Annotated in this window: 24 protein-coding genes; 8 read left to right on the forward strand and 16 right to left on the reverse strand. The window is 44.2% G+C overall.

Annotation, left to right across the window (positions count from 1 at the left end):
• Nucleotides 1-107: 107 nt before the first annotated feature.
• Both AC27HD_RS02525 and AC27HD_RS02530 read right to left on the reverse strand, forming a co-directional pair.
• A complete protein-coding gene (locus AC27HD_RS02525) occupies nt 108-569 on the reverse strand; it encodes an Mpo1 family 2-hydroxy fatty acid dioxygenase (RefSeq protein ID WP_287008652.1) in 462 nt (153 codons plus the stop codon).
• A 241-nt stretch (nt 570-810) separates the two neighbouring features.
• Nucleotides 811-1,494: a PilZ domain-containing protein gene (locus AC27HD_RS02530; RefSeq protein ID WP_032094154.1), complete on the reverse strand. Its 684-nt coding sequence runs from the start codon at nt 1,492-1,494 to the stop codon at nt 811-813.
• Nucleotides 1,495-1,679: 185 nt separating this feature from the next.
• Between AC27HD_RS02530 and AC27HD_RS02535 the strand changes: the two genes are divergently transcribed.
• Nucleotides 1,680-3,530 carry a M61 family metallopeptidase gene (locus AC27HD_RS02535; protein WP_487103558.1) on the forward strand — a complete coding sequence of 617 codons (1,851 nt, stop codon included), beginning with the start codon at nt 1,680-1,682 and terminating at the stop codon, nt 3,528-3,530.
• Between the two features lie 66 nt (nt 3,531-3,596).
• Here AC27HD_RS02535 and AC27HD_RS02540 read toward each other — a convergent pair whose 3' ends face one another.
• The 3 genes from AC27HD_RS02540 to yejK all read right to left on the reverse strand — a co-directional run bounded on the left by AC27HD_RS02540 (nt 3,597) and on the right by yejK (nt 6,856).
• Nucleotides 3,597-4,382, reverse strand: coding sequence for a M23 family metallopeptidase (locus AC27HD_RS02540; RefSeq protein ID WP_081926512.1), 786 nt, complete (start codon nt 4,380-4,382; stop codon nt 3,597-3,599).
• Between the two features lie 426 nt (nt 4,383-4,808).
• Nucleotides 4,809-5,684: a 6-carboxytetrahydropterin synthase gene (locus AC27HD_RS02545; protein ID WP_032094156.1), complete on the reverse strand. Its 876-nt coding sequence runs from the start codon at nt 5,682-5,684 to the stop codon at nt 4,809-4,811.
• 65 nt (nt 5,685-5,749) lie between these two features.
• The gene (yejK, locus tag AC27HD_RS02550; protein WP_487103560.1) at nt 5,750-6,856 is read right to left on the reverse strand and encodes a nucleoid-associated protein YejK; all 1,107 of its coding nucleotides are present in this window, start codon (nt 6,854-6,856) and stop codon (nt 5,750-5,752) included.
• A 159-nt stretch (nt 6,857-7,015) separates the two neighbouring features.
• On the opposite strand from yejK, the gene AC27HD_RS02555 reads away from it, so the two are divergent.
• Complete coding sequence (locus tag AC27HD_RS02555; RefSeq protein ID WP_032094158.1) at nt 7,016-7,231, forward strand: YejL family protein; 216 nt, start codon at nt 7,016-7,018, stop codon at nt 7,229-7,231.
• A gap of 12 nt (nt 7,232-7,243) precedes the next feature.
• Nucleotides 7,244-8,764, forward strand: a complete 1,521-nt coding sequence (locus AC27HD_RS02560) for a DUF3413 domain-containing protein (protein WP_032094159.1) — start codon at nt 7,244-7,246, stop codon at nt 8,762-8,764.
• Between the two features lie 104 nt (nt 8,765-8,868).
• Here the strand turns inward: AC27HD_RS02560 and AC27HD_RS02565 are convergent, their stop codons facing one another.
• From AC27HD_RS02565 to AC27HD_RS02580, 4 genes are all read right to left on the reverse strand, one after another.
• Nucleotides 8,869-9,465, reverse strand: coding sequence for a D-glycero-alpha-D-manno-heptose-1,7-bisphosphate 7-phosphatase (locus AC27HD_RS02565; protein ID WP_487103563.1), 597 nt, complete (start codon nt 9,463-9,465; stop codon nt 8,869-8,871).
• Complete coding sequence (locus AC27HD_RS02570) at nt 9,462-10,358, reverse strand: putative RNA methyltransferase (protein ID WP_487103565.1); 897 nt, start codon at nt 10,356-10,358, stop codon at nt 9,462-9,464. Before AC27HD_RS02570 ends, AC27HD_RS02565 begins: the two co-directional genes overlap by 4 nt.
• Nucleotides 10,359-10,497: 139 nt before the next feature.
• Nucleotides 10,498-11,616: an enoyl-CoA hydratase/isomerase family protein gene (locus tag AC27HD_RS02575; protein WP_032094161.1), complete on the reverse strand. Its 1,119-nt coding sequence runs from the start codon at nt 11,614-11,616 to the stop codon at nt 10,498-10,500.
• A gap of 49 nt (nt 11,617-11,665) precedes the next feature.
• Entirely contained in the window at nt 11,666-12,820 is a 1,155-nt protein-coding gene (locus AC27HD_RS02580) for an acyl-CoA dehydrogenase family protein (protein ID WP_032094162.1), read from the reverse strand.
• 415 nt (nt 12,821-13,235) lie between these two features.
• On the opposite strand from AC27HD_RS02580, the gene AC27HD_RS02585 reads away from it, so the two are divergent.
• A complete protein-coding gene (locus AC27HD_RS02585) occupies nt 13,236-14,816 on the forward strand; it encodes a response regulator (RefSeq protein ID WP_487103896.1) in 1,581 nt (526 codons plus the stop codon).
• Between the two features lie 28 nt (nt 14,817-14,844).
• Here the strand turns inward: AC27HD_RS02585 and AC27HD_RS02590 are convergent, their stop codons facing one another.
• Nucleotides 14,845-15,720, reverse strand: a complete 876-nt coding sequence (locus AC27HD_RS02590; protein ID WP_487103568.1) for an NAD(P)-dependent oxidoreductase — start codon at nt 15,718-15,720, stop codon at nt 14,845-14,847.
• Nucleotides 15,721-15,815: 95 nt separating this feature from the next.
• Between AC27HD_RS02590 and AC27HD_RS02595 the strand changes: the two genes are divergently transcribed.
• On the forward strand, nt 15,816-16,295 hold the full coding sequence (locus AC27HD_RS02595) for a glutathione peroxidase (RefSeq protein WP_487103570.1): 480 nt from the start codon (nt 15,816-15,818) through the stop codon (nt 16,293-16,295).
• 121 nt (nt 16,296-16,416) lie between these two features.
• Nucleotides 16,417-17,457 carry a 2-hydroxyacid dehydrogenase gene (locus tag AC27HD_RS02600; protein ID WP_487103898.1) on the forward strand — a complete coding sequence of 347 codons (1,041 nt, stop codon included), beginning with the start codon at nt 16,417-16,419 and terminating at the stop codon, nt 17,455-17,457.
• A 52-nt stretch (nt 17,458-17,509) separates the two neighbouring features.
• Here AC27HD_RS02600 and AC27HD_RS02605 read toward each other — a convergent pair whose 3' ends face one another.
• Nucleotides 17,510-18,766 carry a Y-family DNA polymerase gene (locus AC27HD_RS02605; RefSeq protein WP_487103572.1) on the reverse strand — a complete coding sequence of 419 codons (1,257 nt, stop codon included), beginning with the start codon at nt 18,764-18,766 and terminating at the stop codon, nt 17,510-17,512.
• Entirely contained in the window at nt 18,766-19,173 is a 408-nt protein-coding gene (locus tag AC27HD_RS02610) for a S24 family peptidase (RefSeq protein WP_032094265.1), read from the reverse strand. Before AC27HD_RS02610 ends, AC27HD_RS02605 begins: the two co-directional genes overlap by 1 nt.
• Nucleotides 19,174-19,503: 330 nt before the next feature.
• On the opposite strand from AC27HD_RS02610, the gene AC27HD_RS02615 reads away from it, so the two are divergent.
• Entirely contained in the window at nt 19,504-20,379 is an 876-nt protein-coding gene (locus AC27HD_RS02615; RefSeq protein WP_487103574.1) for a formate/nitrite transporter family protein, read from the forward strand.
• A 71-nt stretch (nt 20,380-20,450) separates the two neighbouring features.
• Here the strand turns inward: AC27HD_RS02615 and AC27HD_RS02620 are convergent, their stop codons facing one another.
• Nucleotides 20,451-21,209 (reverse strand): methyltransferase domain-containing protein, encoded by a 759-nt coding sequence (locus AC27HD_RS02620; RefSeq protein ID WP_487103576.1) that lies wholly within the window; start codon nt 21,207-21,209, stop codon nt 20,451-20,453.
• Between the two features lie 30 nt (nt 21,210-21,239).
• Nucleotides 21,240-22,001: a Nif3-like dinuclear metal center hexameric protein gene (locus AC27HD_RS02625; protein WP_487103578.1), complete on the reverse strand. Its 762-nt coding sequence runs from the start codon at nt 21,999-22,001 to the stop codon at nt 21,240-21,242.
• 220 nt (nt 22,002-22,221) lie between these two features.
• Between AC27HD_RS02625 and AC27HD_RS02630 the strand changes: the two genes are divergently transcribed.
• Nucleotides 22,222-22,581 (forward strand): hypothetical protein, encoded by a 360-nt coding sequence (locus AC27HD_RS02630; RefSeq protein ID WP_032094168.1) that lies wholly within the window; start codon nt 22,222-22,224, stop codon nt 22,579-22,581.
• A 7-nt stretch (nt 22,582-22,588) separates the two neighbouring features.
• On the opposite strand, the gene AC27HD_RS02635 is transcribed toward AC27HD_RS02630, so the two are convergent.
• On the reverse strand, nt 22,589-23,212 hold the full coding sequence (locus AC27HD_RS02635; RefSeq protein WP_487103900.1) for a TetR/AcrR family transcriptional regulator: 624 nt from the start codon (nt 23,210-23,212) through the stop codon (nt 22,589-22,591).
• A gap of 60 nt (nt 23,213-23,272) precedes the next feature.
• Nucleotides 23,273-24,295, reverse strand: a complete 1,023-nt coding sequence (gene sohB, locus AC27HD_RS02640) for a protease SohB (RefSeq protein ID WP_032094169.1) — start codon at nt 24,293-24,295, stop codon at nt 23,273-23,275.
• Nucleotides 24,296-24,471: the final 176 nt, after the last annotated feature.

Genomic DNA, 24,471 nt, shown 5'->3' on the forward strand with positions numbered 1-24,471 from the left:
GCTAGGAGCGAGTGGACGTTTACTGTATATTTTCGCAGCAATAAGCGCTTTGTAACGACAAAACGAATAGATTAACGTCAACACGCCGTGCTAATTGTGTAACTGCTTTAATAGCTAATGTTCATTCGTTTAAGCCAGTGAACCCACCACCATGCAGGCCCAACGAGCAGAAAACGAAGATCTTCGAAAAATGAGGGCTTTTTCCCCTCAATTTTGTGTCCAACAAATTGTAAAATCCACATAACCACAAACAGCGCTAAGCTGAATTGCCAAACAGAAATATCGAAGTGAACCAACAGATTTACCACACCAAAACACGCGATAGTAAGTAATGTCATAGCCGCACCAATAGGACCAGACAAAGAAAAATAGTAATACAGTACTGGAATAGCGATGATGTGCGCCCATGTAATATCAAAATGCGCGATAGCGTCTGGGGTAGGAATACTCCAAAGCAAGCCAAGGGTTACCAAATAAATACTCGGCACTGCAATAGCGTGAATTATCACGTTAGTCTTATTTTGATGGCTTTCACCGTACTGCATAAGCAGCCTTTCAATACTTCTCATTGTCCCTCACCTTATTATTTGAATTATGAGTTTGTTAGGTTTTTACTTAGCTCACAGAGCTTACTAGCGCATAAAACAATTACATTAAGCGCAAAATTTGTACAGCAGATGACAATATATACCTTTGCCCGCTTTGTGTTGCCACTGCCTGTTTTGATGACAGTACACTTTTTAATGACAGTATACTTTTTGATGTCAGTTCACTTTTTAAAGACAATACATAGGGTCAGTTTAAAAAAAGCTACGACACCAAAGTATGTCTTGCGAGTAGCTCGCCAATCATTGCATCACCAGATTGAAATTTGAGCCCGTAATAGACTATTCGATTATCTAACTTATGATTTTTAACCATGGCTTTAATTTCAACCGCTTCACCATTAAGCATATATACAAGTGTTATTTCGGTATTGTCAATTAGTATGGGCCACCCAGGTTTCACCTGAAGCCCGACTTTGCACCCGTGTTTTGATAAGTCGACGATGATGCCTGACGCATCTTCATCGCCCTCGAAAACCTCTGACTTGATGTTTATGGCAACGCCAGGCTGTGAGCGTGTTGAGGCTCGAAGCCCTATTCGCTGTATGCGTGAAGGAAAGCTGGTAATTAATATGCCAGCGGGTTTAGAAAGTAGTTTTAGCACTTTTACCCGATAAGCAATGACTTGCCCGGTGCTACCCTCGACTATCGAGCGAACCACAATATCATTATCAACCGTTAACGCATCTCTTACCGTTATCCATTTTGATGAAGTTGGGATATGAAACATCATGCAGTCGTTGGTATGCATACCTAAATATTCAGTTTTGACCCGTTTCGATGCCGCAGGCATGGTGATCTCAAGATCGACAACATCCCCAGGCTGAAACGCATTGAGCGCCTCAAAATCTTCTTCGCTTATTGTTGTAGTGCTAGTTCTTTCAACCATAGGTTTACTACTCAGCCCTTCTCATCCTGTTAGAAGCAATATCGGTCGCGCTATCGCTAATTAGAAACACGTTTGCTTCGACAATATTTCAAATAGTGTCTAGCGCGTTTGATGCTTAAGTACGCTCACTTCAGTATTCACTTATAGTACACTAGTTCTTAACTACGTAAATAAAATGAGTTTTTATGTCTGATAACACGTTGCATTTTTCACTTAATTTATCTCAGTGGCAGGCTCATCAGTTCGATGTTCAGCTATCAATTCCTGCTCATAGCGCCTCTTCGCTAACGCTTTCCTTACCCAGTTGGATACCGGGTAGTTATATGGTTCGCGATTTCGCAAAAAACATTGTCTCGCTGTCTGCAAAGAAAACAGCGGCGAATACATTAGCAGCAGAAGCCTTTGCTCAATCATCCGTTAGCATTGAGAAGTTAGACAAACAAACATGGTCAATACAGACTGATGGTGATGCCTGCATTATCGATTACACGATTTATGCTAATGACTTATCCATTCGGTCCGCCTTCATCAATCATGAATATGCGTTTATTAATGGAACCAGTGCATTTTTACAAATTGCAGAATTTGAAAACTCACAGCATTATCTTGAAATAACACTAGGCGATACTATTCCGTCTAACTGGAATGCGCATACGTCGATGGAAACGCGAGAGCCCTGTTCTTTAGATAGTGTGATAGACGCCAATGCTAATGCTAGGGCATGGTATTTTGAAGCGAAAAACTATGATGAGTTTATCGACCATCCCATTTATGTGGGCGTGGCCGACACGTGCGAGTTTAAAGTAGATAACGTGAACTTCACGCTACTATTTTCAGGCAACAACAACATTGATTATGCGAGAATTGCGAAAGATTTAGCCCCTATTTGCCAACACCACCTTTCACTATTTGGCACGCCCTATCCAGTGAAAGATTACCTGTTTATGACCCTGCTAGCCGATAATGGTTTTGGAGGTTTGGAGCACAAATATTCTACGGCATTGCTTTACCCTCGCTTTGAGCTTCCTCTCGTTGGCGACGGCGAAGAAAAAACAGACGGATACGTCACGTTTTTAAGTCTTTGTAGTCATGAGTTTTTTCATACATGGCACGTGAAACGCATTAAACCTAATGTGATGGTAAAACCGGATTTATCCAAAGAAAGCTATACCAACCAACTGTGGATATACGAAGGGTTTACAAGTTTCTATGACGACGTCACCCTTGCTCGTGTTGGCACAATACCACCGCAAAAGTACCTCGATATTGTTGCTCAAAATATAAGTAGGCTTTTGCAAAATGCTGGACGATTTAAGCAAAGTGCGGCTGAAAGTAGTTTTGATGCATGGACAAAGTTTTACAAGCAAGACGCCAGTGCCACTAACAATATTGTTAGCTATTACACCAAGGGCGGTATCATCGCGTTGGGGCTCGATTTACTATTGCGAGAGCAATCTGGCGATACGGTGTGCCTCGACGATGTCATGCGCGTTTTATGGCAGCAGTACGGCAAAGATGAGAGCGGAACGCCGGATAATGTCATACAGACGTTATGTAAAGAGCACTTTGATATTGATGTATCAGATTATTTAAATAGCGTTGTATACCACACAGACGACGTTGAATTAGAAACATTAGTTCAACGAATTGGTGTTGCACTTCGCACTCGGGCAAAGGTATCTAGCGAAGATAAAGGCGGCCTATCATTGAAGTCGCCAATGAAACGACAGCTTGGCGCGACACTTAAACCTGCCCCATTGGGACTGACTGTTGCTCAACTATTTGAGGGGCTTGCCGCCATGCGTGCGGGGATCCTATTGAACGATAATATTATCGCTATAAATGGGCATGTGGTTTCTCAAGGCAAGTTACAACGTATTTTAGATACAACGTTAGAGTCAACAGCAGAAGTCAGCGTAATTCGAGACGGCCAACTGTTAAACGTGACCTTACCTATTATGAAAGCGAGAAAAGACATGGCGTTTTTTGAGATAAACGACGCCGACGTGTTTGGTCATTGGCTTGGCGTTAGGTAATTTGTCAAAAGGCGGTGCGTCGAAGCGCCGCCCTTTGTCATAAAAACCTTGATTGAACGAGGCTTTTTATTCCGGAGTACCAGTTACAATAGTTTGCGGGTCTAAGCGCATTTTACCAAGGTTGATACGCCAGTCTAAGTGTGGACCCGTGGCCCGCCCCGTTTCACCGATGGTACCTATTTGCTCGCCTTTTTTAACCCTATCCCCAACATTAACGGTCATACTGTTCAAATGAAGAAAGGTAGAGAAAACCCGCATTCCATGGTCGAGAATAAGAGTATTGCCTGAATAATATAAATCCTCTGCCATGGTGACAATGCCATCAACAGGGGCATAAACAGGAGTTCCCGTTGGAGCGCCTACATCTACGCCGTAGTGTGGCCACTTAGGCACGCCGTTCAACACCCGCTGACTGCCATATACGCCGGTGATGGGGCCTTTAGCGGGCCAGGAAAAACGAGTAAATAGCGCGTCTAAATCGCTGTTAGTGCTTCTCGCTTTTGCCACGTTTATGTTGTCTTGCTTAATACGCTGAGTGACCGATGCCGGCGGCGTTACCATCTTTTGTTCTAAACCGTCGATACGCTGAATATTGTATTCACGCTTTTCTAACGTAATGTGGCGCACTGTTTCGCTGCCATCAGCAAGGGTTACTGTAAGGGTATGTTCAAGCGGTGCAGTTCGATCGAAACCAATAACAAACTTTCCATCAAGATTTGTTGGCACAGCCGAATCATTTAGGGTCACAGTTGCGTTTTTAGGTACTTCACCGCGTAACAACGCACCTTGTGTAAATACTCCGTTTAACACGAGTGGTGCTGGTTGCTTGTCATCGCTGTGCTTGGTATCCATTTTACTGCTTGGAAGTGAGCTATCTGGAAGTGAGCTATCTGAAAAAGCGCCAGTGGAATACAGGTTTGTAGCATAAGCGTTTATAGAAAAGCTCCCGATAACAAATGCAGCTAGCACAGAGGTGAAGTGCGTGGTGCTATTTCTAGTATTCAGTGAAAACTTCATGAGGTCGAAATCCTTTACCAACAAAAATGTGTGTTTTACGGAGACTCTAATAATAGTAAGTGGCCATGTCTTTACGACACATCAATAAGCCGAGTAAAAAGCATTACTCTACTTAGGGCGTGTTGAACTTTGTTGTACGAGTTCTGGGCTAAATGGATGCACCTTAACCGCGAACCAGTCCTGTAGGCCTAGTGGGCTAAGTCCAAGGACAGTAGCTAGGATACAGACGCTTAGCCTGCATCCAAACTTTTCGGTTACGCGTTACCCAGAAACTAATGCGCCCTTGCCAACGCCCTCGTACGCAACCACTTTGCATTCGCCGTTTGGCGTTCTTTTCTTTTGTTCCACTAATAAGTACTGCGCTAGACACTCTACCGTGGAATCTGTCTCAATCACTTCACACACTGCTTTAGCAATCAGTAGCTCAAAATATCCTTGCGAAGACTCATAACCAAAACACAAATAGTCTTCAGGTGCGTCAACAGAGCCCGATAACTTTCTGTCAGCGTACTTTATTTCGTCTTCGCGAGTGGCAACGTAAATATCTTCCCAACGTTTTGCCCAATAGGTTTGGCTTTCCTCACATATCTTGCCATCGAGATAAATGTCGATACGAGACCGGTGACCGTGAGCAATACGTTGACAGTTGCCGTCGTGCTTTTTAAGTCCGTGGGTATAGTGATAAAAAGGGGAACTTATCACTTCCGTTCGTAGATTCAATGTCAAATTATCTACGTTTTCGGGAAGATGCGTCGCAAGCACCTCTTTAAGATACACCCCTACCGAGTCCATAGTGATCACATCGGAATATAAAATGGCGTAGGCTTCAGCCGGGCAATAAAGCATTATTTTCTCGCCGTTTTCACGACTAAAGCGCACTTCAACTTGTTCGCTGTCTTCATCGTGAATAACCTCTGACCCACTATATTCTGCGGGCACTAGAAGTTTGTGATCGACATATTCGTCTATCAATCGCTTGAGGTTTTTCTTCACGTGTCCGAAATCCTGGACCATGCTCTCTTCGTTCAGCTCGCCGTCCAATACTACATCGACAATCCAACTTTCCCCTACCATTCCGCGCTTCGGACACAGGTAAGAAAAGTCCATTACTGTCAAATCATTTACAAATAATTGCATAACACCCTTTAATCGAGTTTATTTTCTGTTGCTAGTATACTTTTTTTATCACTTGAGCGCAGTCATTAGTCCATAGAGGACTGACGATTGAGCTGATCTTTTAAATTCGGTGGAATTCCGCGAATAGTTAGGGTATCTGTGGCAGGGTCATAAAACACTCTATCCCCCATCAGTTTGCGCTCGAAGCTCACCGACACGCCGCCGCCTTGGCCTGTAAATTTCGCCAGCTGTTTAAGCGCAGCCGGATCAGGCTGAATCTCTTTTTCCAGCGGTACTTCAAGTGAATCAGTAAATGCGGCAAAATTGTTCTTCGTTTCTTCATTTGAAGGCAAGCGGTTGGCTAATTCATCTACCGATAAACTCTCGCCGGCATCAATTTGCTCTTTAAAATAGGATTTTACTTCTTCTCGATGTTGGTGCTGCTCTTGTGGGTCGAGAGATTCGCTTGCCAAATAAGCATCAACCGAGGAGATGAGCTGTTTATTCTGCTGTTTTACATCAACAAGCTCTTCACAGCCAACAAACTGCATGAAAAAGTCTGATACCTTGCGGCCCATTCGCCCTTTAATAAAGCTCACGTAGCGCTGTTGCTCAGGCTGAATATCCCACTGCGTTAAATCGAAACGGACGGCTAACTGCATTCTCGCTAAATCAAGATGCTCTCTTGATGATAAGTCCAGAGAATTGGTAACCTCAACGTGGGAGCGCGTGTTAAGTAACGCAATCATAAGAAACTGCGTAGATAGATACTCATACTGGCAAAATATTAAAAAGCCAGTTTCAACCGTCCCGGTGTCTGTGAGGGTTTTAACGAGGCGATGAGTGGCATCAACAGAGAAATCGTGAAATGCGTCTTCCACATTGTCACCCCCTGCTTTGTGTGCGCTTAGGTAATTTTTTAAACCCTCAGCGAAACCTGATACGTTTTGTACACTATTCTCTTGCGAGCTGTCTTCGTCGCTATTGCTAGCATCGGCGCTGCGAGGCACTTCTGAAACAAAATGGCCAACGCCCTTGCCAGGTTTAGCATTAAAACTGTGATTAATTTGATGAGCGAGTGACTCTATTTCTGGGGTAACCGCTAAACATTTATCGCGAGGGATCGCTTCTATTCTTTCTTCTTTGTTAACGATTAAACGATGAACAACAAAGTGGTGAATCAGTGCACTCATAATTGATCGGGTGTCCTGTTGCTTAAAAAGTGTATGAAATGCCCAAAGAATTGTGGGTTTTTAGAATGAATGATTGTACTCACTCAAACAACGATTATAATCATTTTACGAGTAAAACCATTCTTTTTATCAAAGAAAACATAAAAAAGAGGCGTAGCAATGCCCCAAAATAGCCGTTACAGCAACGACGAATTCGAAGCGCTGATGAACAAGGTAATATTAACACTTGAAGAAAGTGGTGCAAATCGCGATCTTTCACTTATGGTGTTAGGCAATGTCATTACCCATATCTTGAATACGCAAGTTAAGCCAGATAACCGCGAAGCGATGGCTTCTCAGTTTGCCGACGTGTTGAAGAAAAGTGTCAAAGCGTAATAAGGTAGTTCTATGATACTTGCCGAATCTCCTCGCCGCCAGCGCGTTACAAAGCTAGTGAACTGGGGGCATTGGTTTGCCCTAGCGAATATAATCATTGCTATTGTAATCGCCTCTATTTTCGTCTTTTCTTCTCCAATGCCCGGCACTGGTGTGGGAACGATATTTTTGCTGGCAAACTGGTTTGGTCATATTAGTTTTATGACCTTTTTCGGCTTTGTCATTTTTATACTCCCCTTGTGTTATCTCGTGAGTAATTCCCGGATTATTAAGGCTAGTGCGTCTGTTATTGCCGCCGTAGGCCTTGCCTTACTAGCGTTTGACGCGCTGCTGTTCAATCGCACGGGCTTCCACATTAGCTTTCACGCGGCAGACTTACTGCGCAGCGAAGCCCAGTCTCAAATAGCGATAGAGAATTGGCAGCAGTGGGGATTCTTGTTTTTGCTCTTTATTGTGTGGCTTGGCTTTCAATTAGTATTAGCAAACGCCATTTATAAACGCGTAGAACGTTTTACAAAATACAAAATAGGTGTGCCGGTTACTACCTTCTTTGTAGCCTGTTTTGTCACAAGCCATGCTGTGCATGTGTGGGCGGATGCTAAGCTTTATCAGCCCATCATCAAACAAGACAATATGTTTCCGCTGTCTTATCCAGCGACGGCAAAAACCACCATGTCTCGCTATGGGTTATTAGACCTTGCCGCTTACGAAGAGCGTAAGCAGCTGCAGTTTAACCCCGAGTTTCACAGCACAACTTATCCAGCACAGCCGGTTTATTGTTCTGTAGACACCAGCAAGAACTTGACGGTGGTAGTGCAAACTGATGACGTGGCGATAAATGATTTAAGCACATCATTGCGACTAAATCGGCTTGATAATTACTACTCGACAGCGAGCAGTTTAGAAGGCTTGATGACCACGGCCCTATTCGGTGTGCCAGAAATTTATCAAGACGCGCTGTCGCAAAAACGCCCCGTCATGTTAGCGCTACCTCTAGGCTCTGGCATGCCTGTATCGGTTCACAGTGATAGTCCCCTTCCAATGTCGCAACTATCCGGTTACCAGCAGCCTCAATCAAATGAACATGACGGCCTGCATATCGCCTTTATGAATGGTGCTGATATTGAGAATTACATTGAGAAAGCGAGACAAAGCCAACACGATGTGATTGTTGCTACTGGCTATGGAAGTGATGACAGTAAAGGTGTGCTCTATAGTAACCTGCCACTGCGTGCGAACGTTGCGAGCACTGAGGACCTGGCACCCACCATCTTAAATGCATTAGGCTGCAATGCTCCCAGCACCTTTTATTCAACGGGACAAAGCTTACTTTCGCCAACACGACCTTGGTTAGTCAGTACATCTGGAGAGCGCATTGTCGTTTTCCATGCGGGAAAACGTACAGACGTATTGAGTAATGGTAGTTACGAAATAACAGAAATGGCTACCGGTAAGCGTAGCAATGATGCATTGAATGTAGACCTGCTTAGCCAAGCGATTAAGCACCTGTCTCGCTTTTCTACACGGAATTGAGTAAGCCGTTTTAAGTGAGCAGTTTACGTTAAAATAAGGCCAAACAAGGTGGCGGATAAGTTACGCATAACTTATTCTCCACCTTATCTGCTCTCTTCATTCGCTCACTCTATTGCAGTAAGCTGTTGTAAGGATTGAACTTTACGAACACCTTCTATAGTAGCGCCAGCGGGTATGGCATTTTCTGAAAAGTAGATGCTTTTCTTTAGGCCAGCTGCGTGCGCTGCCTCAATATCTCTCCAGCTATCACCAATAAGTACGCTATCATCAAGTGCTATGCCAAGCTCTTGTGACGCTTGCAACAACATTCCTGGCTTTGGCTTTCTGCATGCGCAGTTAATGGCATACTCTTCTACGCTGCCCTCAACGTGATGAGGACAAAAATACACGGCAATCTCGGGCACACCCTTATCAGCAAAGTCTTGTTTTACCCTATCCATCAACACATGAAAGTCGGCTTCGGTATAGCGTCCCCTAGCGATGCCGCTTTGATTGGTGACAATAACAATTTTATACTTTGCAGAGGCATACATTCTTACCACGTCAAAAATGCCTTCAACGTAATCAAAATTGTCGTAATGACCCACGTAGCCATGGTCTACGTTTATCACGCCGTCTCTGTCTAAAAACAACGCTTTATGCTGAGTGTTCTTCTGATGAGTGCTCTTGCGATGCGTATTAAAGCCTTTAAGCTTGCTCATACACGCTTTTCCCACACTTGAATGTGAAAATGGGCGGTCACAGTGGTCAGTGCATTTACCATGTCGGTAATACTGTCTTGAGGTAATTTCCAATAAAAAGGCGTCATTTTAACTAGCGATAATGCATGCTCGTTGTTTAAAAGCGATATTTCAAAGCGCAGTGTCTCACGAGTCACTAGCGTAAACCCTTCACGACCACTCACGTCGAGCTGATGTTTTTCTGGAGCATCATAAACCCGCTGCTTTATTTCATATAAATGATCTTCCGCTGGGTCTACTGTGATCAACAACCCGTGTTCTGGTGTGAGGATGCGTTGGTATTCGTCGTTGCTGCCAGGTGCAAATACTTGAAGCACCACATCTTGGCTGTTAGATTCCAGTGGAAGCTCGAAACTGCTGGCTACAACAAAGGTGTGTTGTTTAAACGCCTTAGCAGCAAGCTCTACGGCAATTTTCGAAATATCACTGCCAGCGCCAGCAACTTCTATGGGTTGTGCTTGTGAGGCTTGTCCGCTTATTTTCTGATTTTGTAGCGTGTGCTCTGTTAAACCTTTCTCTTTTAAACCAGCTACAACAGCATTCAAATAACTGCCCTCGCCGCATCCCGCATCGTAGATATTGACACGTCCACGCTCTTTTATTTTTGGGTTTAGGTGAGCGCCGATAAGTTCGCACATTCTGTCTTTTAACGGTTTATACGCGTTTCGCTGATGAAATTCTCTTCTTGCCCTTACCATTGCTTTGTCATCGCCTGGCATTTTTGACTTTTTAAATTGAACGGGTAATAAGTTCACGTAGCCTGCTTTCGCTTTATCAAAGCTATGGTTATTAATGCAGCGAATTGGGGTTTCGTTTAGCGAGACAGGTGTTTTGCAAAGTGGGCATAGCCACATAGTGGAGGTCTTAAGGTCGGTTGCGATAAGATTAAGTTTATCAAATTGAATGCACTGACAGCAATCGCATGTTTGCTGTCAGTGATTTTCACACCTAATTAGCCGAAAGTTGCGTGACTATCAAACTAGGGCGTGTTGATTATTTTCCTAAAGACGCTAGAGGATGAGCTTCCTCTGTCCATGGTGAACTAAAAAAATGCTCAACAACCTCTGTGGGCACTTTGTCTACAGATGCATATTTCCATTTGGGTGACATATCTTTATCTATCAACAACGCGCGAACCCCCTCTTGAAACTCGCCACTTTCCCCGCAGCGGCATGACATGTTGACCTCCATTTTAAAACACTCAGCGAGGGTCATAGATGCACCACGACGACACTGCTCGAACACCAAGTGCATCGTAATAGGCGAGCCTTTTTGTAGCGTAGATTGAGCGCGGCTAAGCCATTTATCGCCCTGCATATCGCAATTCAATATAGCGTTAACCACTTCTTCTGCGCTATCGCCTTGGCAAAGTGAGTTTATGAGGTCACTGTGTTTTTCTATGTTGCCTTGAGGCAGCTCTTCGGGCTGCTTCAACGCACCTAGCAGCGTAGAAACCTGACCCATCAAATCGTTTGGCTGCCATGAGTGCTGTAACAGGCTATCAACCATCGTGTCTTTTTCAGTTGAAGCCACCAGCACATCAGCTAGCCCAACAAATCGAGCGTCCGCACCATTCATCTGTCCGCCAGTTAGCCCTAAAAATAGCCCCGTCTTTTCAGGTAGTCTGGGTAGAAAGTAACTCCCCCCTACATCTGGATAAAGACCAATGCTTATCTCCGGCATAGCTAGGCGTGATGTTTCGGTGACAACACGGTGGCTCGCGCCGCTTAGCAGCCCCATTCCGCCGCCCATCACGATACCAGCACCCCACACTATGATGGGTTTGCTATAGTTGTGAATGGTGTAATCAAGGGTGTATTCTGTTTTAAAGAACGTTTCCAAAAACTCTGGAACTCCACCTTCGGCTTCGACCATAGAGCGATACATAGATACTATATCGCCACCCGCGCAAAAGGCTTTATCACCTGCTGCATCAATAACAACGGCGACTACGTCATCTCTGCTCTGCCACGACAATAGTGCATCCAGCATTATGGTTGCCATGTCTAAATCAAGCGCATTCAGTGCCTTTGGTTTGTTCAGCGTTAGCCGACCAATAACATGGCTTCCATTTTTAGCCGAAAGTTCTTCTTTGATAACAACCGAGTCCATATTACGACTTCCTTAACCTGATTTTCTATTTCTGATTTTTGAGTAAAGGCTAGAGAATGCTGCGTTCATCTGCTAACAAACGTCTACCAATAATAACGCGCATGATTTCATTCGTGCCCTCTAAAATTTGATGCACTCGCACGTCACGGAAGTGTCTCTCTAATGGATACTCTTTAATATATCCATAACCACCGTGCAGCTGCAGTGCATCATTGCACACACTAAAGCCAACGTCAGTAGCAAATCGTTTAGCCATTGCACAATAGGTGGTTTTATCCACGTCGTTATTATCAAGCTTGCATGCGGCCATGCGTACCATTTGACGAGCGGCTACAAGTTCTGTTGCCATATCTGCTAGTTTAAACTGCAGCGCTTGGAAACCAGCAATAGCTTTGCCGAACTGCTCTCGTTCGTTCATATAGTCTCTTGCTACATTCAGGGCCTGTTGCGCAGTACCGACTGAGCAGGTTGCTATGTTGATACGACCGCCGTCAAGACCCTGCATCGCCATTTTAAACCCTTCACCTTCGTCGCCAAGTCGCCATGCGTCTTGAAGTTTTACGTTATCAAAGGTGATCATTCGTGTTGGCTGAGCATTCCAGCCCATTTTTTCTTCGGCTTTTCCGTAAATTATACCGTCGCTATCTGCCGGCACGGCAAATGCAGATACGCCTGAAGGGCCGTCGCCACCCGTTCGCGCCATAACAACCAATACATCGGTGCTACCCGCGCCTGAAATGAATACTTTAGCGCCATTAAGCACATAACCATCGTCTGTTTTTGTGGCTTTGGTTTTAAGTGATGCGGCATCAGAACCTGCGCCTGGCTCAGTTAAACAGTAAGACGCTAACTTATCGCCTGTGACTAATTCATCACACCATTGGGCTTTTACGTCCTCGCTGCCCCATAGCGCAATCATCCACGTGGCCATGTTGTGTATGGTGAGCATCGCAGTGGTAGTCGTACAGCCCATCGATAGCTGCTCAAAGATAATTGACGCGTCTAAACGTGATAGCCCTAGGCCACCCGCTTCCTCTGGAGTATATAATCCGCAGAAACCAAGCTCGCCCGCTTTTTTGATAGCGTCAACTGGGAAGTGGTGCTCTCTGTCCCACATAGCAGCATGTGGTGCTAATTCTTGTTGTGCGAACTGACGTGCTGTTTCTTCAAACGCCAATTGATCATCATTTAATTCAAAGTTCATGTGGATTGCCTTTCATTATTGTGACTTTACACTGTATTAACACGATAACTAAAAGTTACCCCTTACGTAAACGTAAAGGTAAAACATTAATTAAATTATAATTGCGATGACGTAAATAAAATGTGACGAAAATGCTGTCCAATGTGTTCCGTTCTTTGTAATGCGTTTCTGTAAAGACCGTCACGTTTCAACGACTCGTTTTAGCTGTAGTTTTAGTTGTGTTTGAATTAGTTGTTAAATTAGTCGCTTTTTAACAAACGGATACCGGATAATAAGCTGCTGATAGCGTGTAACTAAAATTATGGCGAATGTAGATGCTAAGGTTTTTTATTGTTTCGTGCAGTTTTGAGCCTTCGCTGGTAAGCTAGTTACAGAGTTATCACTAACCTTGGTTTTTGTGGAATTACGAGCAGCTATTGTAGAAGACAACGCCACCGCCCGCACAGCATTGCGCGGTCACGTTATGTCTATCGCGAATTTATCGGTTAGTAGCTACACCTCGGGGGTAGAACTCAAAGCCGCCTTGCGAAAACAAAACTTTGAATTGCTCATCATGGATTATCACCTGGGCGAGGGGAAAACGGGCGTAGAGTGGCTGCAAAGTTTAAAAGAAGCCGACTTTATTAAACCCAGTACTGGCGTATTTTTTCTTACATCAGATCGTTCTCCACAGGTCATCGGTCGAATTATGGACCTGCAGCCCGATGTGTTGCTTATTAAGCCCTATACCATTGCATCACTTTCCCGTCAGATAAAACATTATCTCTACTATCGCGATTTCGTGAAAAACGTTTTAGAAGCGCTTGATAATAAGCAACTTGAAAGAGCAATAGGTGTTATACGAACTAAGATTAAAGAAGGCATTCCCCCTCGCCTAGTTTCAGATATTCGCAAGCTGTACGCCCGATTGTTATTCAATAATGGTGAGGTTCAGCGAGCGCTTAATATTTACGACGACATTCTAAGTCGCTCAGATAAAGTATTGTGGGCACAGTGGGGAAAAATAAAATGCCAGTATGCGGCTGGTCAATGGCCACAGTGCAAAGAACAGCTAAGCTCAATGGTAAACTCCAGCTTAGCCAGAGACGAAGCGTTTGAATGGCTGGCGTCTCTGTCTTTTGAACAACACTCTTATGAAGATGTTGAAAAGTACTTAGAACAAATCAAGTTTAGTGAATTGAGTTTACCCGCGGCCAAACTCAAAAGCCTAGCATTTCAAAAGCAAGATAAGGTGGTAGAAGCCATCGACCTGCTGCAGAAAAAACGAGCTCTGCATAGGTCTGCCAAAGATAGATTCAACGATTTCACTTTTGAGCTAGCGGAGTTTTATTTACTGCTTGCAGAGGATTCGCCGCAGACCAATCGGAAAGAAAGCTTATCTCAAGCTCGCAAGCTGGTTGGCATTGCCGGTCGAAACCAGGCAGACGCCCAAACGTTACAAAAGCGAGACTACCTGCTCGCCTTTTCATCGGTACTTGATGGGGATTTGGACAAGGCGGCTTATTTCCTTGAGCCTGACTATATGGATAACCACCTCAGAACCGAGCCTTCTATGCTGGTTATCGCTGCAAAAGTCCATCACAGTTTGGGAGATGAGCGTCGCGCAGGTGAATTATTACTGATGGCAAAACAAAAGAACAGCGACATTCAGGGCATTTCTGAGCAGGTGATGAACGAGGAGTCTATTTTTTCAGGAGGTGAACGCCTCGGCCTTAATCATGAGCATGCGGTAGCGATAAACGATACTGGCACCCAACTTTTCATTGACGGTTTATACGCTCAGGCGATGAAGCACTTTTATGATGCATTTCAACTGTCGCCTGCTACTGCTGCATTCGGCCTCAACCTACTACAATGTATGGTTGAAGCCGATACTGCCGTATACCGACGATTTAATATTCACCAGTTGCTAGATACGCTTTCTGAGCTAGCCCTTAGCGAGTCAAACACAGCCAGACTCGCTCAGCTCACCTTGTCTGTGAGGGCAAACAGCTAGCTATCTCAAGCACGGTGTTTATATAAACTTACTTTAGGCGTGTCAGCAAGCTCGAAGTGTCCCATCTACTGCCACCCAATTTCTGTACATCGGCGTAATACTGATCGACCAATGCGGTTAGCGCGAGGGTCGAGCCATTTCGTTTTGCTTCATCTAGCGCTATGCCCAAATCTTTGCGCATCCAGTCAACAGCAAAACCAAAATCGTAAGTGTTAGATAACATAGTGCTAGCGCGATTTTCCATTTGCCATGATTGTGCCGCGCCTTTGCTAATAACATCGATAACCGCGTTACAGTCGAGACCGGCCTTTTGGCCAAAATGTAACGCTTCAGATAGCCCCTGAACAATACCGGCGATACAAATTTGGTTCATCATTTTTGCAAGTTGACCGCTACCACACTTCCCTAGAAGCTGACTGTGGCGAGCATAATTATTGATTACTGGTTGAATGCGATGAAAGCTTGCTTCTTCTCCACCCACCATGATGGTGAGTTGTCCATTTTCAGCCCCTGCCTGCCCACCAGAAACCGGCGCATCCAAAAAGTGTACCTTTTCCTTTCGGCATTCGGCGTCTAGCTCTCTCGCAATATCAGCTGAGGCGGTAGTATGGTCTACTAACACCGCATCAGGTTTCATTCTGCTAAGTGCACGGGTACCTATTTCTCTAACGTCGTTGTCGTCACCCACACACATAAAAACAATATCTGCACCTTCGGCAGCTTCCTCAGGGGTTTTTGCTATCGTACTTGTTGGCGCAACGCCTGAATAGGTTGATAACCACTGCTGTGCTTTTGATGACGTTCGATTGTAAACTGTGACCTTGTAGCCTGCATTTGCCAAGTGTCCGGCCATAGGAAATCCCATAACACCTAGCCCTAAAAAGCTTACGTTTAAATCTGACATGCAAAATACTCTCTTGTTGTTTACAGTAGAAGCTAAGCTTCTTTTGGCTAATAGAATATCAGAATTCACACTAACAAAAATATAAAGGAAAGAAATTGACTATTTATCAGCACACTGTGACAAGTAATACCGGAGACGCTGTTCCACTTGCGCACTATGCGGGCAAAACATTGCTTATTGTTAACACCGCTAGCAAATGCGGTTTTACCCCACAGTATAAAGGCCTCGAGTCACTGTATAAAAAATACAAAGACAGAGGTTTTGAAGTACTGGGTTTTCCATGTGATCAGTTTGGCCATCAAGAGCCAGGTAGCGATGATGAAATTGCGCAGTTTTGCGAAATGAACTTTGGTGTGTCGTTTTCGTTATTCAAGAAAGTTGACGTAAATGGCGCCGATGAAGACCCACTTTTCACCGAATTAAAGAATAGAGCGCCCGGGTTACTTGGCAGTAAACGTATTAAATGGAATTTCACTAAGTTTTTGGTAAACGATAAAGGCGATGTGATTAAGCGCTACGCGCCAACCATGAAGCCTGAAGATATCGAAAAAGATATCGTAAAGTTGCTTCCCTAGCTCTTTTAAAAAAGAGCGCCTTTAAAAAGAGCTCCTCTTAAAAAGAGCTCCGTTTTAAAAAAAACTGTGATGAATAGCGCCCAAATAGCGTCAAGGGGAACGCATGAAAGATAACGAAACAATACACGTCGCGTGTTTCAGTACGCAAGAGTATGACAAAGCGGTATTTGAACGCGCATTAGATAGTGCCTGGGCTTGTGCTGAAAACAGCGCCCCAAATAGTATCGTAAATAGCGGCGAGCCTTCCTATAACCGCGCTGTCACTATAACGTACTTTACTCACGGGCTAACAGCATCTACGGCACGTTTGTGTGACGGGTACGATGTGGTTATTGCCTTTGTCAATGATGATATTGGCGCTGAAACAATCAAAGCACTTGCGCAATGCAAGGTGAAACATATTGCGCTGCGCTGCGCTGGTTTTAACAACGTAGATATAAAAGCGGCACATGACTATGGCATTCAAGTAAGTAGAGTGCCGGCATATAGCCCGCAAACCGTTGCCGAGCATACTCTCGCCCTAATCCTCACGCTAAATAGACAAACTCATAAAGCCTACAATAGAGTGAGAGAGGGTAACTTTGCGCTAAATGGCCTTTTGGGATTTACGCTACACAACAAGACCGTAGGCGTAGTCGGTACGGGTAAGATTGGTTGTTCGGTTATTCGCATTTTAAATGGTTTTGGCTGCCGCGTTCTTTGCTACGATCCTTATGAAAACCAGGAAGCAAGAGACTTAGGCGCACAGTATGTAGATTTAGATACCCTCTTTGGTGAAAGTACGATTGTATCTTTACACTGTCCACTCAATGAGAACAGCCATCACATGATAAATAGCGAGTCGCTTCACAAAATGCAGAATGGAGTCATGCTAATCAATACCTCGCGAGGTGGTCTTGTGGACGATCAAGCAATAATAGACGGGCTCAAAAGTAAGAAAATAGGCTACCTTGGATTAGACGTATATGAGCGGGAATCGGAGCTGTTCTTTACCGACCACTCCCAAGATATTATTCAAGATGACAACTTTCAGCGCTTGACCACCTTTCCCAATGTATTGATTACAGGTCATCAAGGCTTTTTTACCGCTGAGGCACTTAATGAGATAGCCCACGTGACAATAGATAATATTATTAATAACAACAATATCGTTGAAATATGAATAAAACAGATTGCTGAGAATTTGTGAGCCGCGCGTTACCATCACCTGTGGTTCAACATTTAATCGTCGGTATATCACTCCATCGGGTGGTCGCTCGTTGAGTGATAAACTGTCGTTTCATTTCATGAGTTTTAGTGAAACCCTTTGATGCAATTTGGAGCGTGCTTTTACCATATCTATCATTGACAGCGTCAAGCACATTCATCAATTTAGGGTTATCTTTGTTTTCGGCAAACAGGTCAGCTTGATAATTAGCTGCGGATAAAATCTCGACAAGGCCCACGCCACAGCGATAAAAACAAATACCCGGCTTGTGAATTTTATCTATAACGGCAGGAATAGCGTTAGTAACTAAACGGGTGTCCATAGTGGGTACGGCAAACTGGTGATACACCGACTTCCTGTAATAGCGCGCGTCATCATGGGGCGAGTTAGATGCAAAGACAGTGATAGCCTTTGTTAACCCACGCTGCTTACGCAGTTTACGCATTGCGCTTTCGCAATGCCCTGTAATCGCCTTGTGTAATTCTGCTTTCGTTGTCACTCGTGCACCAAAAGTACGTGTACTGTAAATCTGTTGTTTGTCAGGCCTCACATCATCCCAGTGAATACGAAGTTCGCCATTGAGTTCTCTGACCGTGTTTTCTAATAAAATTGAAAATTGCTTTCTTATCCGCGCCGGTGACTGCTGGGACAGTTGAAGCGCGTTATTAATTCCAAGGGCTGTCAGCTTTTGTCCTAAACGGCGACCTACCCCCCACACATCCGTGACATCCATCTGCTCTAAGATATTGACGCGCTCTTGCTCGCTGTGAATAACTGCAACACCATTATACCCAGGAAGTCGCTTACCAGCGTGGCTGGCTGCTTTGGCTAACGTAGGGGTTAATCCTCCTCCTGCGCCTACAGGTAATCTCACCTCTTTCCATACCGTTTGTCTGATTTCACGGCCTAGCGCCATCCAACTTTCGTGAGAAAGCGCAGTGTTAAAGCGCGCAAACACTTCGTCTATAGAATACACATAGATGTCATCGGCGAATTGGCCGATGGTGTCCATCATTTTGGTACTCAGAGAATGATACAGTTCATAGTTTGAACTCGTTACCGTTACGCCGTATTTTTCGACAACGTCTTTTACCTGAAAATAAGGTACGAATTTCTTAATGCCTAATCGTTTCGCTATGGGACACACTGCCACCACACAGCCATCGTTATTGCTAAGGGTAATCACTGGCTTTTTACGCAGGTCTGGCCGCATCACTTTTTCTGCAGATGAATAAAACCCCGACGCATCGCACAAAAAGAACACTAGGCGCCTACCTTCTTGTTAAGCGGCACGTGAATTCTCACTGAACGTGTCACTACCCCTTCAAGTGAAAAGTCATCGCCCTCTTGTATAAAGTACGGTAAGGCGTCAGATTGCGCAGAAAGTAACGCACGACGCTCCATGTCTAGCCGTTTACAGCAAAACACGCCGTTAAGCACCGCAACGATAATAGACATGTGTTTGACCTGTTCCGCGCGTGAAATGATGAGCACATCACCATCAAAGATGCCGTCCAGTTCCATTGAGGTGCCCTGAGCGACACCAATCCACGTAGCGGAGGGTTTATCGATGAGCAACTCGTCCAAGCTTAACTCCATCTCTATGTATTCTGCAGCAGGGCTTTCGAACCCCACTAATCCTGCTTGTGCTTTGATAGGTATAACTTTCATAAAAACCACAATACTGTACACATATACAGTATTGTATTTTTAAACTTGGATTGCCGTCAAATTACATTTTTAATCGGAAAGTTAAAGACCTGATTTTCTGGCAACTATAGTCTGATAAAGAACAAAAACCCGGATGATCCGTTATCCCTCAGATAAAGTTTAAATGACACGCTGTTAACTATCTTTGATGCCAATATCAATTCGCTTTACATGCGCCGTCCATATTGTACGAGAATGTTATTCGAGAATATTGTACAAGCATGTTCTATTCGAAGATGGACATCGACAGCGCGAGCGGGCTGTATATTCAAGCGGAGTGATTGTCAAACTATGTCGGACGAAACAGAACAACGTAAAAGCGCTGAAAGCAAAAACTCAAAGAGTAATAACTCCGAGAGCAATGACACTGAGAGCAAAAAAATGGCTCGTGAAGTAGAAGATTTGTCACAGCCAAAATCCCGTATTGTTTATGAAGCCATAAAACAAGCAGGGCAAGAGGAACTCACCAGGCCGACTCAAAGCTTGTTATGGTCGGGAATAGCCGCCGGTATCTTAATTTCATTTTCAGTGCTCGGGGAAGCAATTCTTCGCACGTATCTGCCCGATGCGCCTTATGGTTATTTAATTGAAAACATTGGTTATAGCCTTGGTTTCATGCTGGTGATATTGGGCCGCATGCAATTATTCACCGAAAATACAATAACGACCGTACTCCCACTCATAGAAGATTTTAAAAAGAAAAACATGTTCTGCGTGGCAAAGCTGTGGAGCATTGTGTTGGCAGCAAATGTGATTGGCGCTTTTTTGATAACGGCGTTGTATGTGTTTACACCAGCATTACCTGAAGATCTGGCGCCAGCTATGCTCTCTCTAAGCGAACACGCTGTGTTTATGCCCCCCTTAGATAGTTTTTACAAGGCCATTCCCGCAGGTATTCTTATCGCTGCGATCGTTTGGATGATCCCCCAATCCGAATCGTCGGCCTTTATGATTATTCTGGTATTCACATGGTTAATCGCTGCGGGAGACTTTACCCATATTGTGGCAGGCTCCGTTGAGATGGCCTATCTCATGTGGCTGGGGGAACTTGGGTTGATGGATGCCACATTTGGATTTTTTCTTCCCGTATTTTTGGGCAATGTAGTGGGTGGCACATTAATATTCTCATTTTTAGTCTGGGGACAGGTGAAAAATGAAATTGAATAAAATCGGCTAATGGCTAGCTTCTAGTGGTTAGCGGTCAGTGATTGCTAGTTAGTGATAGGCAAAGCGCAATATCACTTTCTTACAATGAGCTGAAAGTATTTGCCCAGCCACATGTAGGGGTCGGATTTGTGGTACTTCCTCTCCAAGGCCAGCAAGTCATCATACTTAGTGGCTTGGTGAGAGATGTCGCGCATATAGTCATGAAAGCATCGAATACCCGCTTTATCCAATACAGTAAAACCGAGTGAATCGCAGTAGTTAAGTACTTTCACTGCAGAAAGAGGCTGCTTTGGATTTAATCGAACCTGCTTTTTAGCCTTCATGCCTTTTTCAATGTAATCAAAATTGCCATAAATCGCATTGGCGAATAAATTAGCGTCATGATTAAAGAAGCTCAAACTCATTATCGCCCCAGGCTTCATGCGTGCGTAGATAGAGGATAACGCCTCATAGGGATTATCTAACCACTCCAATACGGCATGGCAAATAACAACATTGAAGCGTTCAAAGTCGGTTATCTCCTGAAGAAACTCTTGCCTTATCTCAATGTTATCTCTAATGTCCTCATTGCTACTGTGAGAAAGTAGGTCTGCTGCTTGTTGAAGTACATCGTTTGAGGCATCGGTTAGCACAACGCTATGCCCTATTGAGGCTAAGTGCGCTGCCATTACACCCGTGCCACCGCCTATTTCAAGTACTGTACTGTTGGCAGTAAGATGACTATCTAATACATCACAAAGCAAGGTATGGCGAAGCTTTCCCTTGGTAGTACCGTAAATATTTTTGGCAAACTTATCAGCGATGCCATCAAAAATATGGTCTTCTTTCATAGTGAGAGTTCACATCCTGTAACGAGATAATTAGGCTGGATTATCTATATCAACGAACTCTACGGCTACATCGAAATGAGATTCGATGTGTTCTCCTAGTGCCTTTGCACCGTATCGCTCTGTAGCGTGGTGCCCGGCAGCAAAAAAGGCAATATCCATCTCTCGTGCAGTATGGATAGTTTGTTCGGAGACTTCTCCGGTAATAAATGCATCAACACCTAATTCCACGGCTTGCTCTATAAAGCCCTGCCCGCCACCAGTGCACCAGGCTAGCGTTTTTATCGGTTTTGCTTCACTGCCCTCAAGCAAAATAGTCCGTGATAACAGTGAGCCCAATGCATCACGTAACTCTCCTGATGAAAGCGCGTTCTCAAATTCCCCCTGCATTAAAACACCAGTAGGCTTAACTGACGACACAGCTGCAATATTTTCTATCCCCAATAGGTCCGCTAGCTGACGATTATTGCCAAGTTCGGGGTGAACGTCTAAGGGTAAATGGTAGGCATACAGGTTAATGTCGTTTTCAATCAACGCCTTTAATCGCTGCTTTTTCATGCCGGTAATGGTTTGAGATTCGCCTTTCCAAAAATAGCCGTGGTGCACCACAATGGCATCGGCATTTCGCTTGATCGCTTCATCAATTAGCGCCTTCGATGCAGTAACTCCCGTGACTAATTTTGTAATTTCTGTAGCTCCCTCAACTTGAAGGCCGTTTGGGCAGTAATCGCTTATCTCATGAGCTCTAAGCAACCCGTCTAGATATGTTTTAAGCGCTTGATTAGTAACCGACACGTGAACTCCTTTAAAGCATTAGCTTGAAAATTAGACAGAATGTAAAAAAAACGTTATAAAAGCCATGAGCATTTTTTATACTTTGTGTTGGAAGTTTTGCCGCTAAGTTCTATATCGGCAAAGACGAAGGCAAAGGCACAAAGCAACGCCTCGAACAGGGCAGCACAATAACAAAATATGAATAACAAAATAAGCGAAACAAAATAAGAACGGGGAAATCATGGCAAAACCTGATAAAAACGACGTTATAGAAGAATTTACTCACGCCTACACTAGTGTGAACGGTAAACGACCGGATATTCAAGCCAAAAGTGGCTGGTACAGTATCGATGGTGGCAAAAATGTGAGGCTGGCACAGATTCAGGAAATGACTGCAGCATTACTAGAAGATGGTAGTAAAACACCCTCCACATCGAAAGCGACGAAAGAGGCTATGTCTGAAACCCCTCCTAAAACTACTTCTAAAACTAAACCTAAGAATGAAGCTAAGACAAAACCGCAAAAAAGCGGCTTCTCAGTAAAACAGTATTGGGCAGACAAACTCAACACTGAGGCACCGGGCTCTACACAACCTCGCTAGATTTCGGCTACCTGCCGGCTAGACCTTGCGCTACGAAGGGCACTAAATGCGCAATAACTTCGCTGATATCAACGTGCTTTTGAAAATCAGATTCGGCGATTTCGGTGAGTGCTTGGCTTGATGCCATGGAAAAGACGAAGCTACCTATGGCGAAATGCAAGCGCCAAAATAGCTCTTCTTCTGGCACATGTGGTAAGCAGTGTTGAATTGCCCTAACCAGTGCTCGTACCGTTGCGCCATAGTCTTTCATAATAAAACGTCGTAAATGGCCTTGAGTCTCGTTGTATCCTCTACCAAGAAGTTTAACGAAGTTAGCTGTGCCATGTTCAGTGACGGTATTAAGCTCAAGCATAGGTGGAATAAGTGTGTAAAGCAGCTTTTCGACGCCTTGGGCGCCTTTTGAAGATTCAAAAGAGGTTAGGCAGATGTCGATATGGGGCATAAGTTGGTCAAAATAGCGTTTGAAAACAGCCTGAATAAGATTTTTTTTACTGCCGTAATGGTAGTTGACCGACGCAAGGTTAACCCCTGCCCGCGTGGTGATTTCTCGCATTGAAGTGTGTGAAAAGCCATTTTGGGAGAACAAACACTCTGCTGCATCGAGAATGTCGTTTTTCGTTTGCCGTGCCATTTTTTCTTTCTTATTTTGCTCGTAAAGTGGGGCAATCACTGCCCCGCTTTCACATGTAGATTAAAACCAGTGTCTAGCTTTACTCCACGATTTCATGATTACACGTTCAACCACTGACGCTGCCGACATACCAAGTTTTTCAGCCACATTCTTTTTCACTGAATACTTAACACTAAAAATTTCTCGTTTAGGGTAATGAGATAAGATGTAGTCGTCAGAGGTTGTAATATCATCGATTAAACCAAGCTCTTTGGCTTTGGTACCAGGCCAATACTCACCTGTCGCTACACGGTCGATGTTCATATCTGGTCGCTGGCTATGGACAAAGTCTTTGAACAACACATGAATTTCTTCAATTTCTTCTTTGAACTTAGCGCGGCCTTCATCGTTATTTTCACCAAACACCGTAAGGGTTCTTTTAAACTCACCCGCGGTATGTTGCTCAAACTCTATGTCGTTTTTCTTTAATAGCTTATGAAAGTTTGGAAGCTGCGCCAACACACCAATGCTGCCAATATAAGCAAACTGAGAGGCGAGAAGCTTATCAGCAACACAGGCCATCATATAACCGCCGCTTGCTGCTACTTTATCAACCGACACGGTCAATTTAAGCCCTTTTTGTTTTATGCGCTGAAGCTGAGAAGCAGCAAGACCGTAACCATGAACAACACCGCCGCCACTTTCAAGACGCACTAGGACTTCATCATCTTTATCTGCAACACACAAAATTGCGGTAATTTCTTCTCTTAGGTTATCCACCTCGCCTGCATCCATCGAACCTTTAAAGTCGATGACATACAATCTAGGCGGCTTCGGATCGTCATTCTTCTGCTTGCCTTTCGCTTTTTCTTCTTTCTTTTGCTCTTTCGCTAGTTTTTTCGCCGAGTTTTTGTCTAGCAGTACCTGCTTAGCGTATTGCGTAATGTCCTTTAGCTGATCTGAGATTGAGGTAATCTCTAATTGCCCTTTACCGTGTTTTTGCTTATTTGCTACGCCAACAATGGTTGCAACAACAACCACAAACGCAACCACCAAGGTAACCGCTTTGGCTACAAACAAGCCATATTCGTACAAAAACTCCAAATCTTACTCCTAGTAAAAAAATAAAGGGTTTGAACACTTCAAACCCTTACAAGCAAAAATAGAATGGGTACGCATACTTAAACTACAAGTGCGCTACCCCATTCTTCCTATCGATTATTGGTATTATGTAACGTGTACTACGTTATTTGTCATACATGTTAGCGCAACATAATACC

It is taken from the genome of Alteromonas sp. 4NS20-0143, from assembly GCF_057542855.1.